This is a genomic window from Pacificispira sp. (assembly GCF_965228185.1).
In the GTDB taxonomy this organism is placed as follows: Bacteria; Pseudomonadota; Alphaproteobacteria; order UBA8366; family Aestuariispiraceae; genus Pacificispira.
Window position 1 is genome coordinate 903,465 of the sequence record NZ_CBDDHE010000003.1, and the last position, 16,053, is coordinate 919,517.

15 protein-coding genes and 1 tRNA gene are annotated in these 16,053 nt (G+C 62.0%); all 16 read left to right on the forward strand.

All coding sequences use genetic code 11. The features are described from left to right. Positions 1-256 precede the first annotated feature (256 nt). The 16 genes from ACO06O_RS07860 to ACO06O_RS07935 all read left to right on the forward strand — a co-directional run bounded on the left by ACO06O_RS07860 (position 257) and on the right by ACO06O_RS07935 (position 16,045). Positions 257-333, forward strand: a tRNA-Asp gene (locus tag ACO06O_RS07860). A 318-nt stretch (positions 334-651) separates the two neighbouring features. Continuing rightward, positions 652-1,017 carry an NADH-quinone oxidoreductase subunit A gene (locus ACO06O_RS07865; RefSeq protein ID WP_420416903.1) on the forward strand — a complete coding sequence of 122 codons (366 nt, stop codon included), beginning with the start codon at positions 652-654 and terminating at the stop codon, positions 1,015-1,017. Then, positions 1,008-1,553: a NuoB/complex I 20 kDa subunit family protein gene (locus ACO06O_RS07870; protein WP_420416902.1), complete on the forward strand. Its 546-nt coding sequence runs from the start codon at positions 1,008-1,010 to the stop codon at positions 1,551-1,553. The genes ACO06O_RS07865 and ACO06O_RS07870 overlap by 10 nt, the downstream gene beginning before the upstream one ends. A 31-nt stretch (positions 1,554-1,584) precedes the next feature. Beyond that, on the forward strand, positions 1,585-2,217 hold the full coding sequence (locus ACO06O_RS07875; RefSeq protein ID WP_420416901.1) for an NADH-quinone oxidoreductase subunit C: 633 nt from the start codon (positions 1,585-1,587) through the stop codon (positions 2,215-2,217). Further along, positions 2,214-3,434, forward strand: coding sequence for an NADH-quinone oxidoreductase subunit D (locus ACO06O_RS07880; RefSeq protein ID WP_421878001.1), 1,221 nt, complete (start codon positions 2,214-2,216; stop codon positions 3,432-3,434). Before ACO06O_RS07875 ends, ACO06O_RS07880 begins: the two co-directional genes overlap by 4 nt. Before the next feature lie 33 nt (positions 3,435-3,467). Next, entirely contained in the window at positions 3,468-4,073 is a 606-nt protein-coding gene (gene nuoE / locus ACO06O_RS07885; protein WP_421878003.1) for an NADH-quinone oxidoreductase subunit NuoE, read from the forward strand. Between the two features lie 18 nt (positions 4,074-4,091). Continuing rightward, on the forward strand, positions 4,092-5,405 hold the full coding sequence (gene nuoF / locus ACO06O_RS07890) for an NADH-quinone oxidoreductase subunit NuoF (protein WP_421878005.1): 1,314 nt from the start codon (positions 4,092-4,094) through the stop codon (positions 5,403-5,405). A 290-nt stretch (positions 5,406-5,695) separates the two neighbouring features. Next, on the forward strand, positions 5,696-7,777 hold the full coding sequence (gene nuoG, locus ACO06O_RS07895) for an NADH-quinone oxidoreductase subunit NuoG (RefSeq protein ID WP_421878007.1): 2,082 nt from the start codon (positions 5,696-5,698) through the stop codon (positions 7,775-7,777). Next, on the forward strand, positions 7,770-8,816 hold the full coding sequence (gene nuoH, locus ACO06O_RS07900) for an NADH-quinone oxidoreductase subunit NuoH (RefSeq protein WP_421878009.1): 1,047 nt from the start codon (positions 7,770-7,772) through the stop codon (positions 8,814-8,816). Before nuoG ends, nuoH begins: the two co-directional genes overlap by 8 nt. A gap of 19 nt (positions 8,817-8,835) precedes the next feature. Next, positions 8,836-9,324: an NADH-quinone oxidoreductase subunit NuoI gene (gene nuoI / locus ACO06O_RS07905; RefSeq protein ID WP_420416895.1), complete on the forward strand. Its 489-nt coding sequence runs from the start codon at positions 8,836-8,838 to the stop codon at positions 9,322-9,324. A 29-nt stretch (positions 9,325-9,353) separates the two neighbouring features. Further along, positions 9,354-9,962, forward strand: a complete 609-nt coding sequence (locus tag ACO06O_RS07910) for an NADH-quinone oxidoreductase subunit J (RefSeq protein ID WP_421878011.1) — start codon at positions 9,354-9,356, stop codon at positions 9,960-9,962. Between the two features lie 16 nt (positions 9,963-9,978). Then, positions 9,979-10,287 carry an NADH-quinone oxidoreductase subunit NuoK gene (gene nuoK, locus ACO06O_RS07915; RefSeq protein ID WP_421878013.1) on the forward strand — a complete coding sequence of 103 codons (309 nt, stop codon included), beginning with the start codon at positions 9,979-9,981 and terminating at the stop codon, positions 10,285-10,287. Between the two features lie 10 nt (positions 10,288-10,297). Continuing rightward, a complete protein-coding gene (gene nuoL / locus ACO06O_RS07920) occupies positions 10,298-12,295 on the forward strand; it encodes an NADH-quinone oxidoreductase subunit L (RefSeq protein WP_421878015.1) in 1,998 nt (665 codons plus the stop codon). Between the two features lie 19 nt (positions 12,296-12,314). Then, complete coding sequence (locus ACO06O_RS07925) at positions 12,315-13,850, forward strand: NADH-quinone oxidoreductase subunit M (RefSeq protein ID WP_421878017.1); 1,536 nt, start codon at positions 12,315-12,317, stop codon at positions 13,848-13,850. Between the two features lie 21 nt (positions 13,851-13,871). Then, positions 13,872-15,323: an NADH-quinone oxidoreductase subunit NuoN gene (gene nuoN / locus ACO06O_RS07930; RefSeq protein ID WP_421878019.1), complete on the forward strand. Its 1,452-nt coding sequence runs from the start codon at positions 13,872-13,874 to the stop codon at positions 15,321-15,323. Beyond that, positions 15,320-16,045, forward strand: coding sequence for a biotin--[acetyl-CoA-carboxylase] ligase (locus ACO06O_RS07935; protein WP_421878021.1), 726 nt, complete (start codon positions 15,320-15,322; stop codon positions 16,043-16,045). Before nuoN ends, ACO06O_RS07935 begins: the two co-directional genes overlap by 4 nt. The last annotated feature ends 8 nt before the right edge of the window (positions 16,046-16,053 follow it).

A 16,053-nucleotide genomic window follows, 5' to 3' on the forward strand; every position in this document is an offset into this window, starting at 1 on the left:
AATAGACTTTGGAGGCGTCGCCCATGGGATGCCTCTGGCCCGGCCACCCGCGTGAGTCGGCGATAGCGGGAAATCCGGCCCGTCGGTTCGATGAAACCGCGTGCGGTTCCACAAGGCTTGAAAGGTCGTGGAGTGGTGAGGTTCACGGCCTCTTCCAAAAAACGTAACATCGGATGCGTTGGCTGCTTGACACTGTGGGCAGGGTGCAATATCACCCCGCTCACCGCAGACGGAAACGTCATCGCGGGCCCTGTGCGGGGGTGTAGCTCAGTTGGTTAGAGTGCCGGCCTGTCACGCCGGAGGTCGCGGGTTCGAGCCCCGTCACTCCCGCCACTTCTTCCAGAAGAAGTAGACACGATCGAATACGCAGGCAGCGAATGCTGCACTGCGTCATTCGGTGTCGCATGCGCCCTTTATGTTGCAATATCCTGCCAGTATAATGATGACGGTTTGCATCCCGTGACGGCGTGTAAAGCGGTCGCGGGTGCCTTGACCAGGGGGGCCGTCCGTGCAACATGGCGCGGACAAGATGACGGGCGCCGGGGGCCATGTCCGTATCGGGCATAACGGCTTTCGCGTCAGGGAATTACCGGGTGTTTCGGACCCGCGGTACAGGCGGCCGGAATCCCGCGTTTCGATACGGGGACCGCGATGGAAGAGCTTTTAAGCGAATACTTTCCGATCCTGGTGTTCCTCGGCATCGCGATCGGTATCGCGATCCTGATGATCGCCGCCAGCATGCTAATCGCACGGCAGGCGCCGGATTCCGAAAAGCTGTCCGCTTATGAATGCGGGTTCGAGGCCTTCGACGATGCGCGTTCGCGTTTCGATGTCCGGTTCTATCTGGTCACGCTTCTCTTCATCATCTTCGATCTGGAGGTCGCCTTCCTGTTCCCCTGGGCTGTCGCGCTTGGCGATATCGGCCTGTTCGGGTTCTGGTCGATGGTGATCTTCCTCGGGATCCTGACCATCGGGTTTATCTACGAATGGCGCAAAGGGGCACTGGAATGGGAGTGACCACCACACAGCAGGGCGCCGTCCTTCCGCCGGGCGAGATGCAGGACCGGGCGATCGGCGCCGTCACCGACGAGCTGCAGGACAAGGGCTTCGTCGTCGCCAATATGGACAAGCTGGTCAATTGGGCCCGCACCGGGTCGATGTGGCCGATGACCTTCGGCCTGGCCTGTTGCGCGGTGGAGATGATCCACGCCTATATGCCGCGCTATGACCTGGACCGGTTCGGTGTTGTCGTGCGCGCCAGCCCGCGTCAGTCGGATGTGATGATCGTCGCCGGCACGCTGACCAATAAGATGGCCCCGGCGCTGCGCAAGGTCTATGACCAAATGGCGGAGCCCCGCTGGGTGATCTCCATGGGGTCCTGCGCCAATGGCGGCGGTTACTATCACTACAGCTATTCCGTCGTGCGCGGCTGCGACCGCATCGTGCCGGTCGACATCTATGTGCCGGGTTGCCCGCCGACCGCCGAAGCGTTGGTCTATGGCGTGCTGCAGCTTCAGAAGAAAATTCGCCGCACCGGGACGATCGCCCGCTGATCGCGGCGCAAGAGGGGGCTGAGACAGTCTGATGAGCGCTAATCTGGAAGCCTTGAAGGATCTGGGCGCCTATATCGCCGCCAAGTTCGGCGACGAGATCGACGGCCACGAGCTGATCAACGGTCAGCTTGTCGTGACCGTCGGTCCGCAGAACCTGCTGAAGCTCTGCAAGTTCCTGCGCGACGACGCGCAGTGCCTGTTCCAGCAGGTGTCCGATATCTGTGGGGTCGACTATCCCGATCGCGAGAAGCGGTTCGAAGTCGTCTACAACCTGCTCAGCTTCAAGCACAATCTGCGCTGCCGGGTGAAGGTGAATGCCGATGAGGACACCGCCGTCCCGTCGGTGGTCAAGATTTGGCCCGCCGCCAATTGGTTCGAGCGCGAGGTTTGGGATATGTATGGCGTGTTCTTCGCCGACCATCCGGATCTGCGCCGCATCCTGACCGATTACGGTTTCGACGGGCACCCGCAGCGCCGCGACTTCCCGCTGACCGGCTATGTCGAGGTGCGCTATGACGACGAACAGCGCCGCGTGGTCTACGAGCCGGTCCGCCTGACGCAGGAATTCCGCAGCTTCGACTTCATGAGCCCGTGGGAAGGCATGACGCCGACCCTGCCGGGAGATGAGAAGGCCGAGGCCCAGAAGGAAGGGGACAAGGCATGAGTGTCGCGGAGGCACACGGCAAGTCTTACAGCGGAACCAGCCAGGATCCGACGATCAAGACGCTGACCATGAATTTCGGGCCGCAGCACCCGGCGGCGCACGGTGTGCTGCGCATGGTTATGGAAATGGACGGGGAGGTCGTCGAGCGCCTGGACCCGCATATCGGTCTGCTGCATCGCGGCACCGAGAAGCTGATCGAGTATAAGACCTACCTTCAGGCGATCCCGTATTTCGACCGTTTGGACTATGTCGCGCCGATGGCACAGGAGCATGCCTTCGTCCTGGCGACGGAGAAGCTGCTAGGCATCCAGCCGCCGATTCGCGGCCAGTATATGCGCGTCCTGTTCGACGAGATCAGCCGCATCCTGAACCACCTGCTGAACGTGCCGGCCTATGCCATGGATGTCGGGGCGATGACCCCGATGCTCTGGGCCTTCGAAGAGCGCGAGAAGCTGATGGAGTTCTACGAGGGCGTCTGCGGTGCGCGTCTGCATGCGGCCTTCTATCGTGTCGGCGGCGTCCACCAGGACATGCCGGCCGATATGGCGGCGAAGATCGAGGAATGGGCCGACGGCTTCCCGAAATTCATCGACGACATGGAAAGCCTGCTGACCGAGAACCGGATCTTCAAGCAACGCTCCGTCGATATCGGCATCATTTCGCCGGAAGACGCGATGGCCTGGGGCATGAGCGGCCCTGTGATTCGCGGATCCGGCATTCCGTGGGATCTGCGCAAGTCGCAGCCTTACGATGTCTACGACAAAATGGATTTCGACATTCCGGTCGGCAAGAACGGCGATTGCTACAGCCGTTACCTGGTCCGGGTCGAGGAAATGCGCCAGTCGCTGAAGATCGTGAAGCAGTGCCTGGCGGAAATGCCGGCCGGCCCGGTCCTGTCGACCGACAGCAAGGTCGCGCCGCCGCGCCGGGGTGACATGAAGAAGTCGATGGAGGCGTTGATCCATCACTTCAAGCTTTATACCGAAGGGTTCCATGTTCCGGAAGGCGAGACCTATACGGCCGTCGAGGCGCCGAAGGGCGAGTTCGGCGTCTATCTGGTGTCCGACGGGTCCAACAAGCCCTATCGCTGCAAGATACGTGCGCCGGGATTCGCGCATCTGCAGGCGATGGATTACGTCTGCAAAGGTCATATGCTGGCCGACTCGGTCGCCATTCTGGGCGGGTTCGATGTCGTGTTCGGCGAGATCGACCGCTAAGGCGGCGGTTCGAGCAAAGGAAGCGGTTACGAGATGACGGCTGAGAATTTCGAATTTACCGGCAAGCATCGCGCCGAAGCGGAGCGCGCCATTGCGAAATACCCGCAAGGCCGCCAGCAATCCGCCGTACTGGCACTGCTGTTCGAGGCGCAGGAGCAGAACCACGCCAACGGTCATTACGTGACCGAGGCGGCGATGCGGAAAATCTCCGACATGCTGGATATGCCCTATATCCGCGTGATGGAGGTCGCCAGTTTCTTCACCCAGATCAATCTGGAGCCGGTCGGCGAATTCCATATCCAGCTCTGCGGCACCACGCCCTGCATGCTGCGCGGGGCGGAGGACATCCGGGCCGCCATCGAATCGAAGCTGGGCATTCACGCCGGCCAGACGACGCAGGACCGCAAGTTCACGCTGACCGAGGTGGAATGCCTGGGCGCGTGCTGCAATGCGCCGATGGTCCAGATCAACGACGATTATTTCGAAGACCTGACACCCGCCATCATGACGGACCTGATCGACCGGCTCGCCAAGGGCGATGCCGTGACGCCGGGGCCGCAGAACGGCCGGATGTGTTCGGAGCCGGAAGGCGGACCGCAGACGCTGCAGTCCGGCCCGGCGCCGCAGGTCAAGAACTGACGGAAGGGGGCTGAAACCATGCCGGATTGGTCTCCGCTGAAGGACGAAGATCGCATCTTCCAGAATCTCTACGGCTATCACCCGTGGAACCTGGAAGCGGCGAAGAAGCGTGGCGCCTGGAAGGATACGAAGTCCCTGGTCGAACTGGGCCGCGAGAAGATCTGCGAGATCGTCAAGGCCTCCGGCTTGCGCGGCCGCGGCGGCGCGGGGTTCCCGACGGGCCTGAAATGGTCCTTCATGCCGCCCGCTAATCCGGAGAAGCCGTCCTATCTGGTGGTGAACGCGGATGAATCCGAACCCGGGACCTGCAAGGACCGGGAAATCATGCGCAACGACCCGCACACCTTCATCGAAGGCTGTCTGCTGGCGTCGGTCGGCATGGGTTCGCATGCCTGCTACATCTACATCCGCGGCGAATACCGCCTTGAGTACCGGGTGATGGAGCAGGCGATCGCGGAGGCCTATGAGGCCGGTCTGGTCGGCAAGAATGCCTGCGGGTCGGGTTACGATTTCGACATCTACATGCACCATGGCGCCGGGGCCTATATCTGCGGCGAGGAAACCGCGCTGCTGGAGAGCCTGGAAGGCAAGAAGGGCCAGCCGCGCCTGAAGCCGCCTTTCCCGGCCATGGCGGGCCTCTATGGCTGTCCGACCACCGTGAACAATGTCGAGAGCATCGCGGTCACCGGCGAGATTCTGCGCCGGGGGGCGGAATGGTTCCTGGGCTTTGGGCGCGAGAACAATGCCGGTACCAAGCTGTTCTGCGTGTCCGGGCACGTGGAGAAGCCCTGTAACGTCGAAGAAGCCATGTCGATCCCGCTGAAGGAACTGCTGGAACGGCATTGCGGCGGCGTGCGCGGCGGCTGGGACAATCTGAAGGCCGTCATTCCGGGCGGATCGTCGGTTCCGCTGCTGCCGAAAGACATCTGCGACGACGTCCTGATGGATTTCGACGCGCTGAAGGAAGTGAAGTCCGGCCTGGGCACGGCGGCGGTGATCGTGATGGATCAGTCGACCGACGTCATCAAGGCGATCGCCCGGCTGAGCTACTTCTACAAGCATGAAAGCTGCGGCCAGTGCACGCCGTGCCGCGAAGGCACCGGCTGGATGTGGCGCGTGATGGAACGACTGGTGCGCGGCGAGGCGGAGATCGAAGAGATCGACACCCTGCTGGAAGTCACCAAGCAGGTCGAGGGGCATACGATCTGCGCCCTGGGCGACGCGGCGGCCTGGCCGATCCAGGGCCTGGTCCGTCACTTCCGCGACGAGATTGAAGACCGCATCAAGAACCGTACGCGCGTGGCGATGCCGGGCGCGGCGGCGGCGGAGTAGGGCAAGCTGAAGTCAAGTAGGACCAGAACGACTGAGGAAAACGAGCTTAGGCACAATGGCTTTTTGACGCGCGTGAAAACCTTCGAGATGAGGATGACGAGCTTCGAGTTCATCATTTGGATTCTGGTAGAGGTGCCTCGGTTTATAGGACGTGTCTTGTTTGGTTGGATGAAGTAGGCAGGCGTGGCATTGGCGGCGAGTACTCAAACCGTTGGCGGTTTGGTGACACTGGTTAAGAGAGCGATCCAGGGTTTAGGCCAGAGTATCGCGATGATGAACGGGAAGTCGAAATGGCGACGATAACGGTCAAGATTAACGGCGAAGAGCACGAGGTCGAACAGGGCATGACCGTCCTGCAGGCCTGTGAAAAGGCCGGCGTGGAAGTGCCGCGCTTCTGCTATCACGAACGGCTGTCCATCGCCGGAAACTGCCGCATGTGCCTGGTCGAAGTGAAGCCCGGCCCGCCGAAGCCGGCGGCGTCCTGTGCCCTGCCGGTCGCGCCGAACCAGGAAATCTTCACCGATACTGAAATGGTCCATAAGGCGCGCAACGGCGTCATGGAATTCCTGCTGATCAACCATCCGCTGGATTGCCCGATCTGTGACCAGGGCGGCGAATGCGACCTGCAGGACCAGGCCATGGCCTATGGCCGCAGCGGCTCGCGCTATGACGAGAACAAGCGCGCGGTCAAAGACAAGTATATGGGCCCGCTGATCAACACGATCATGACCCGCTGCATTCACTGCACGCGCTGTGTCCGCTTTGTTGCGGAAGTCGCCGGTGTCGAAGAAATCGGCCTGTTGAACCGCGGCGAGAACGCCGAGATTTCCAGCCTCGAAAAGGCGGTCGACAGCGAATTGTCGGCCAACGTGATCGACCTGTGCCCGGTCGGCGCGCTGACGTCGAAGCCTTATGCTTTCGAAGCACGGCCCTGGGAATTGAAGAAGACCGAAAGCATCGATGTGATGGACGCCGTCGGCTCCAATATCCGCATCGATACGCGCGGCAATGAAGTGATGCGCGTTCTGCCGCGTCTCAATGAAGACGTGAACGAGGAATGGATTTCCGACAAGTCGCGCTATGCCTGCGACGGCCTGCGCCGTCAGCGGCTGGACCGGCCCTATGTGCGCGGCGAGGACGGGAAGCTGAAGCCGGCGTCCTGGCCGGATGCCATGACGGCGATTGCCAAGGCCGCTTCTGGCCTTAAAGGCACTGAAATTGCCGCAATTTCCGGCGATCAGGCCTGCGCCGAAAGCGTCTATTCGCTGAAGAAACTGATGACCGCGCTGGGATCGCCCAACACCGACTGTCGTCAGGACGGGGCGAAGTTGGATAGCGGTGTCCGCGCCGGCTATTTGTTCAACACGACCATCGCCGGGATCGAACAGGCCGATGCGCTGTTGATCGTCGGGGCGAACCTGCGCTGGGAAGCGCCGATCATCAATGCCCGTATCCGCAAGCGGTGGCTGCACGGCAACCTGAAGGTGGCATCCGTCGGCCCGGCTGTTCAGACGACCTACGACGTCGACCAGCTCGGCGCCGGTCCGGAAACGCTGAAGGAACTGGCGGACGGCAAGCATGCTTTCGCCGAAGTCCTGAAAAATGCCGAACGCCCGATGCTGATCGTCGGTCCGGGCGCCGTGGCGCGCGAAGACGGTGCGGCGGTGCTGGCGGCGGCGAAGAAGATCGCCGATATGTGCGGCCTGATCAAAGACGACTGGAACGGCTTCAACGTCCTGCACACGGCCGCCGGCCGCGTCGGCGCGCTGGATCTGGGCTTCACCCCGGAAGAGGGCGGGGCGGACGTCGCCGGGATCGTGGCGGGCGCCAAGGCCGGCAAGATCAAGCTGGTCTACCTGCTGGGGGCGGACGAGATGGATCTGACCGCCGTCAAGGAAAGCGGCGCCTTCGTGGTCTACCAGGGGCATCACGGCGATGCCGGGGCCCATGCGGCGGATGTGATCCTGCCGGGCGCGACCTATACCGAAAAGAACGGCACCTTCGTGAATACCGAAGGGCGGGTGCAGTTGGCGCGGCGTGCCAATTTCCCGCCGGGCGAGGCCAAGGACGATTGGGCGATCCTGCGCGCCCTGTCGGAAACCCTGGGCAAGCCGCTGCCATGGATCGATTTCGACGGGCTGCGTCAGTCCATGCGGGGCGAGTTCCCGCATCTGGCGCGGATTGATGATGCGGAAGCCGCAACCTGGGCCGATTTCGGCACGGCGGGTCCGATGGACTCCGCGCCCTTCCAGTCGCCGATCGAAAACTTTTATATGACGGACCCGATTTCGCGGGCGTCCGAGACGATGGCGGAGTGCACGCAGGTCTTCGTGCTGGACCGTCAGGAAAAGGGGACCGGCACCAATGGCTGAGCTGTTTGACGGCATTTGGTGGAGCGGCTACGTCTGGCCGACCATCCTGACGGTCCTGCTGATCGTCGCGATCATGGTGCCGATTCTGATCGCCGTGGCCTATCTGACCCTGGCCGAACGCAAGGTCATCGGCTGGATGCAGCTGCGCAAAGGGCCGAACGTTGTCGGACCGTTCGGGCTGTTGCAGCCTTTGGCGGACGGCCTGAAGCTGATGCTGAAGGAAACGGTCATCCCGTCGGGCGCGAACCCGGTTCTGTTCCTGATCGCGCCGATGCTGACCTTCATTCTGGCCCTGATCGCCTGGGCGGTCATACCCTTCGACGAGGGCTGGGTGCTGGCCGACATCAATGTCGGGGTTCTGTATCTCTTCGCGATTTCGTCGCTGGGTGTCTACGGCATCATCATCGCCGGTTGGGCGTCCAACTCGAAATACGCCTTCCTGGGCGCGCTGCGTTCGGCGGCGCAGATGGTCTCCTATGAGGTTTCCATCGGCTTCGTCATCGTCACGGTTCTGATCTGTGTCGGGTCGCTCAATCTCAGCGATATCGTCCGGGCCCAGGCGGGCGGCGGGTTCTGGAACTGGTATTTCCTTCCGTTGCTGCCGATGTTCGTCGTCTTCGTCATCTCGGCCCTGGCCGAAACGAACCGCGCGCCGTTCGACCTGCCGGAAGCAGAAGCCGAGCTGGTGTCGGGCTATAACGTCGAATATTCGGCCATGGCCTTTGCCCTGTTCTTCCTGGGCGAATACGCGAACATGATCCTGATGAGCGGCATGACCACGGTGCTGTTCCTGGGCGGATGGCTGCCGCCGTTCGACATCGCGCCCTTCACCTGGGTGCCGGGTCCGATCTGGTTCGCGCTGAAGATCTGCTTCGTGCTGTTCATTTTCCTGTGGGTGCGCGCGACTTTCCCGCGCTACCGCTATGACCAGCTGATGCGCCTGGGCTGGAAGGTCTTCCTGCCGCTGTCGCTGTTCTGGGTGATCGCGACGGCCGGCTTCCTGGTTGCCTTCGACCTGCTGCCCAACGCGGCCAATTGAGACAGAGGAGAGCTTCACCATGACTAGCCTCGACCGGACCGCGAAATCCTTCCTGCTGAGCGAGTTGCTTAGCGGCATGGCCTTGACCTTCAAGACCATGTTCAAGCCGAAGCACACGATCAACTATCCCTATGAGAAGGGACCGTTGAGCCCGCGCTTCCGCGGTGAACATGCGCTGCGCCGCTATCCCAACGGGGAAGAGCGCTGCATCGCCTGCAAGCTGTGCGAAGCGGTGTGCCCGGCCCAGGCCATCACCATCGAGGCCGAGCCGCGTGCCGACGGATCCCGCCGGACCACGCGCTACGACATCGATATGACGAAATGCATCTACTGCGGCTATTGCCAGGAGGCCTGCCCGGTCGATGCCATCGTCGAGGGGCCGAATTTCGAATTCGCCACCGAAACCCGCGAAGAGCTGTTCTACAACAAGGACAAGCTGCTCGCGAACGGTGAGCGTTGGGAGGCGGAAATCGCCTCCAACCTTGAATTGGACGCGCCCTACCGGTAAGGCCGGGCGACACTACGAGGGGGGAACCGATGGCATTCGCCGGGTTCATGTTCTACATCTTCGCCGCGATCACCGTGGCGTGCGGGGTGATGGTCATCACCTCGCGCAATCCGGTGCATTCGGTGCTCTATCTGATCCTCGCCTTTTTCAACGCCGCGGGGCTCTTCGTCCTGATCGGGGCTGAGTTCCTGGCGATGATCCTCGTCGTGGTTTATGTCGGCGCGGTCGCGGTCCTGTTCCTGTTCGTGGTGATGATGCTGGACGTAAACTTCGTCGCACTGCGCAAGGGCGTGAAGAAATATGTCTATATCGGCGCGACGCTGGGCGGTGTCCTGTTCGTCGAACTGGCATTGGCGGCCACGTCCTGGACGCTGGGTCCCGATGTCGCGACGCTGACGCTGGGTCCGGTCGCGGGCGAAGTCCACAACACGCGCGCCATCGGCCAGGTGATCTATACCGACTACATCTATCTGTTCCAGGGCGCGGGCATGATCCTGCTGGTCGCCATGCTGGGCGCGATCGTCCTGACGCTGCGCAGCCGCCCGGGCGTTAAGAAACAGGTCATCGCCGACCAGGTGAACCGGTCGTCCAAGGACGAGGTCACCGTGGTCAAGGTGCCGACCGGCAGCGGCGTGTAAGGGAAGGGCGAGGGATATGATTATCGGTCTCGAACATTACCTGACGGTCGCGGCGATCCTGTTCACGCTGGGCTTGTTCGGCATCTTCCTGAACCGCCGCAATGTCATCGTCATTCTGATGTCGGTGGAACTGATGCTGCTGGCGGTGAACATCAATCTGGTGGCCTTCTCGGCCTATCTGCAGGATCTGACGGGTCAGATCTTCGCCATGTTCGTCCTGACCGTGGCGGCGGCGGAAGCCGCGATCGGTCTGGCCATCCTCGTCGTGTTCTATCGCAACCGCGCCTCCATCGCGGTCGACGACGTCAGCAATATGAAGGGCTAGAGACAGAGCCATGGAAGCACTGATCGTATTCCTTCCGCTGATCGGGGCGCTGATCGCCGGATTCGGCGGCCGCGCCATCGGCGGGCATAAAGGCGACGTCTTCGCGCAGTGGGTTTCGTCCGGCCTGCTGGTCGTGGCCGCGATCCTGTCCTGGATCACCTTCATTCAGGTCGGTGGCCTGTTCAATGGCGGTAACGCCATGGAAGGCTACAAGATCGAGCTGCTGCGCTGGGTCGTCGTCGGCGATTTCGCTTTCGACTGGTCGCTGCGCATCGACACGCTGACCGCCGTGATGCTGGTCGTCGTCACCACGGTGTCGTCGTTGGTGCATATCTATTCCATCGGCTACATGCACCACGACCCCAGCATTCCGCGCTTCCAGGCCTATCTCAGCCTGTTCACCTTCATGATGCTGATGCTGGTGACGGCCGATAACCTGGTTCAGATGTTCTTCGGCTGGGAAGGCGTCGGCCTGGCGTCCTATCTGCTGATCGGGTTCTGGTACAAGAAGCCGTCCGCCAATGCGGCGGCGATCAAGGCCTTCGTCGTCAACCGCGTCGGCGATTTCGGCTTCGCGCTCGGCATCTTCGGCACTTTCGTGATGACCGGCGCTCTGGCCTTCGACCAGATCTTCGCCGAAATCCCGATGATCATCGACGGGACCGCCAGCTTCACAGGGTTTGAGCTGTTCGGCATGACGCTCGACGCTCAGGCATCCATCACCGCGATCTGTCTGCTGCTGTTCATGGGCGCGATGGGCAAGTCGGCTCAGCTGGGTCTGCATACCTGGCTGCCGGACGCGATGGAAGGCCCGACGCCGGTTTCCGCGCTGATCCACGCCGCCACCATGGTGACCGCCGGCGTGTTCATGGTCTGCCGCCTGTCGCCGATGTTCGAGTTTTCCGAAACGGCGCTGATGGTCGTGACCTTCGTTGGGGCCTGCACCGCCTTCTTCGCGGCGACGGTCGGCCTGACGCAGAACGACATCAAGCGGGTGATCGCCTATTCGACCTGCTCGCAGCTCGGCTACATGTTCTTCGCGGCGGGGGTTTCCGCCTATCCGGCGGCGATGTTCCACCTGTTCACGCATGCCTTCTTCAAGGCGCTGTTGTTCCTCGGTGCCGGTGCGGTGATCCACGCCGTTTCGGACGAGCAGGACATGCGCAAGATGGGCGGCCTGGCAAAACCGATTTGGAAGACCTGCGTCTTGATGTGGATCGGCTCCCTGGCGCTCGGCGGGATCGGTATCCCGGGTACCTATATCGGCTTCGCCGGCTTCTTCTCGAAGGATATCATCCTGGAATCCGCCTATGGCGCGCATACCGGGATCGGCATGTTCGCCTTCTGGCTGGGTGTCGCCGCGGCCATCATGACCGCCTTCTATTCCTGGCGCCTGTTGTGGATGACCTTCCACACGCCGCCGCGCGCGGATGAGCGGGTCATGGCCCATGTCCATGAATCGCCCAATGTCATGCTGGTGCCGCTCTATATCCTGGCGTTCGGTGCGATTTTCGCGGGCGCGGCCTTCTACCCGTTCTTCACCGGCCATAACTGGCAGGCGTTCTGGGGCGACTCGATCCTGATCCTGGAACAGCATGCGGCGTTGGAAAACGCCCATCATGTCCCGCTATGGGTCAAGTGGATCCCGCTGGTCGTCGGCATCATCGGCATCCTGGGCGCGATCCATGTCTATCGCCGGGGGCTGGAGAAGGGCCGCGCAATCGGTCAGTTCTGGGGTCCGTTCTACCAGTTCTCGTTCAACAAATGGTATTTCGACGAACTCTACGACTTCCTGTTCGTACGCCCGTCCTTCGCCATCGGCCGCTTGTTCTGGAAGCGCGGCGACGGGACGGTCATCGACGGTCTGGGACCGGACGGGGTCGCGAAATCCACCAATCTGGCGGCGGGGCGCGTCAGCCTGCTGCAGAGCGGATATCTTTATCACTATGCGTTTGCCATGCTGATCGGCGTTGTCGTCCTGATCAGCTTCTACCTCCTGGCAGGCTAAGAAGGGACCCGTAGGGACGATGTCGCAAACCACTATGCCTCTTCTAAGCCTGACGACCTTCCTGCCGCTGGTCGGGGCCCTGTTCCTGATGGTCTCGCGTGGGCAGTCGGAAGCCGAAACCGCGCGGAACGCCCGGTATGTCGCGCTGTTCACGTCGCTGTTCGTGTTCCTGCTGTCGCTGCTGATCCTGGCGAACTTCGACGGGTCGTCCGCCGAATTCCAATTGGTCGAGTATCAGCCCTGGCTGGAAAGCGTCGGCATCGGCTACAAGATGGGTGTCGACGGGATTTCCGTTTGGTTCGTCCTGTTGTCGACCCTGCTGACCCCGATCTGCATCCTGGCGAGCTGGAACGCGATCCAGACCCGTGTGCGCGAATACATGATCGCCTTCCTGGTTCTGGAAACCATGATGGTCGGCATGTTCTGCGCGCTGGACATGCTGCTGTTCTACATCTTCTTCGAAGGCGTGCTGCTGCCGATGTTCCTGATCATCGGGGTTTGGGGCGGCGCGCGGCGGATCTACGCGGCGTTCAAGTTCTTCCTCTATACGCTGCTCGGCTCGATCCTGATGCTGGTCGCACTGATCGCGATGTACTACTTCGCCGGCGGCACGACCGATATCCCGACCCTCATGGCGACGCAGTTCCCCGAAGACATGCAGAAGCTGATTTGGCTCGCCTTCTTCGCCAGCTTCGCGGTCAAGGTGCCGATGTGGCCGGTCCATACCTGGCTGCCGGATGCCCACGTGGAAGCGCCGACGGCGGGCTCGGTGATCCTTGCCGGCGTGCTGTTGAAGATGGGCGGCTACGGGTTCCTGCGTTTCTCAATCCCGATGATGCCGCTGGCATCGGCCGATTTCGCCTGGATCGTCTTCGCGCTGTCCTGTGTCGCGGTGGTTTACACCTCGCTGGTGGCCTTGGTTCAGGAAGATATGAAGAAGCTGATCGCCTATTCCTCGATTGCCCATATGGGCTTCGTGACGGCGGCCATCTTCTCGGTCAACGAGACCGCCATCGCCGGGTCGATCATCCAGATGCTCAGCCACGGGCTGGTGTCGGGCGCGTTGTTCCTGTGCGTCGGCGTCGTCTATGACCGTCTGCACACCCGCGAGATCGCGCGTTATGGCGGCCTGGCCAGCAACATGCCGCGCTATGCCCTGGTCTTCATGTTGTTCACCATGGCCTCGGTCGGTCTGCCGGGCACCAGCGGCTTCGTCGGTGAATTCCTGATCCTCTATGGGGCGTTCGAGCACAATACCTGGGTCGCGGCCTTCCTGGCGACAGGCATGATCCTGGGGGCGGCGTACATGCTCTACCTCTATCGCCGGGTCATCTTCGGGGAACTGACGAAAGACGACGTGAAGGCGATGATGGATATGAGCCCGCGTGAGATCGCGATCTTTGCGCCGTTGATCATCCTGACGATCTGGATGGGCGTCTATCCGTCGACCTTCATCGACCCGATCGAGGCGTCCGTCATAAACCTGGTTCAGAATTACGATGCGGCGATTGCCGCGGCGCGCGACAGCGCATCCGCGCTGGCCGGCAATCAATAAGGAAGAGAGGGGCCGACCCCTATGATGTTCGAATCCTCCATGCTCGCCCCCGCGCTGCCTGAAATCGCATTGGCCTGCGCGATCATGGCCCTGATGATGGTCGGCGTGTTCTCGCCCGCCAAGGCGGCGCTCGGCCGCGTGTCTTTCCTGTCCGTGATCGCCCTGGTCGGCACCGGCATCTTGATCGCCGTTGTCGGCGGCGATTATCGCCTGGCGCTCGGCGATCTGTTCGTCGTCGACAGCTTCGCCTTCTTCATGAAGCTTCTGGTCATCGTCGCGGCACTGCTGGCCCTGGTGATGAGCGATGGTTATATCCGCCGCGAGGGGATGAGCCGCTTCGAGTATCCGGTCCTGCTCTGCTTCGCGACACTGGGCATGTTGCTGATGATCTCGGCCAACGACCTGATGTCGCTCTATATCGGCCTGGAACTGCAAAGCCTGTCGCTCTATGTCGTCGCCGCCTTCCAGCGCGACCAGTTGCGCTCGACCGAGGCCGGTCTGAAATATTTCGTGCTGGGCGCGCTCAGCTCCGGGCTGCTGCTCTATGGCTGTTCGCTGATCTACGGCTTCGCCGGGACGACCAGCTTCGACGGTCTGGCCACGCAACTTGCCGCCGTCGACCAGGCGCCGACGGGTCTGATTGTCGGCCTCGTCTTCCTGTCCGCCGGTCTGGCGTTCAAGATCTCCGCCGTGCCGTTCCATATGTGGACGCCGGACGTCTATGAAGGCGCGCCGACGCCGGTCACCGCCTTCTTTGCGGTGGCACCCAAGATCGCGGCGATGGCCCTGATCCTGCGCGTCATGCTTGGCCCGTTCGGGGAGTTGATCGACGAATGGCGTCAGATCATCTGGCTGATCTCCGTCGCCTCGATGATCCTCGGCGCGCTCGCCGCCATCGCCCAGACCAATATCAAGCGCCTGATGGCCTATTCCTCCATCGGTCATGTCGGCTATGCCCTGATGGGCCTGGCCGCCGGGACCGAAGCCGGGGCAGGCGGCGTGATGCTGTATATGGCGATCTATCTCGTCATGAATGTCGGCACCTTCGCCTGCATCCTGTCGATGAAGGTCAAGGACCGCATGGTCGAGAATATTTCCGACCTCGCCGGTCTTTCGAAGACACGGCCCGGCATGGCGCTCGCGCTGATGCTCTTCATGTTCTCGATGGCGGGTATCCCGCCGCTGGCAGGGTTCTTCGGCAAGTTCTTCGTCTTCGCGGCGGCAATCGAAGCCGGCCTGATCTATCTGGCCGTTATCGGCGCCCTGGCGAGCGTGGTCAGCGCCTTCTATTACCTGCGCATCATCAAGGTGATGTATTTCGATGAAGGTGAAGAGGTTCTGGACCCGGTCGAAGGCCGGTCGATGAAGGCGATCATGCTGGTTACCTCCATCGCCATTCTGGTCTTCATCCTGGCGCCGCAGACCATCGCCGATTATACGGCGCATGCCGCCACGGCCCTGTTCTCGGGGTGATATCGAAACTGCCTGCCGGCTGGACGGAACATCGTTTCGACAGCCTGGGGTCGACGATGGACGCCGCCCGCGATATGGCGGAATCCGGGGGTGGTGACCGAATCCTGGTCCGGGCGGATATGCAAAGCGGCGGCCGGGGACGATACGGTCGCTCCTGGACGTCCGAAGCGGGCAATCTCTACCTGACCGTCATCCTGCGGGAAAACCGGCCGCTCAGCGATTGCGCGCAGTTGAGCTTCGCCGCGTCGCTGGCCCTGGCGGATGCCATCCCGCTCGACACGGTCCGTCTTAAATGGCCGAACGACGTGCTGATCCGCGGCTGTAAGACGGCCGGGATCCTGCTTGAAGCGGGCGGCGAGGCTGCACGTCCCTGGATTCTGATCGGGATTGGGGTCAACGTTGCCCACCACCCGGTTGATACGCCCTATGCGGCGACGTCGCTGGAGGCGGAAGGCCTCGCTACCGACCTGGATGCGCTGTGCCGCGAAATCGCCCTGGGAATCGACCATTGGCGTGGGATTTGGCATAAGCAGGGCGCAACGGCGCTGCACCGCGCCTGGCTGGACCGCGCCAAGGGCGTGGGGGAGCGCATCCGCGTGCGACTGCGCGAACGGCAATTGGACGGTGTCTTCGAGGCCCTGGACGGGGACGGAAGATTGATCGTGCGAACCGACGACGAAAATCGCCATGCCATCGCGGCAGGCGACGTCTTCTTCGACTGAAGGAACGG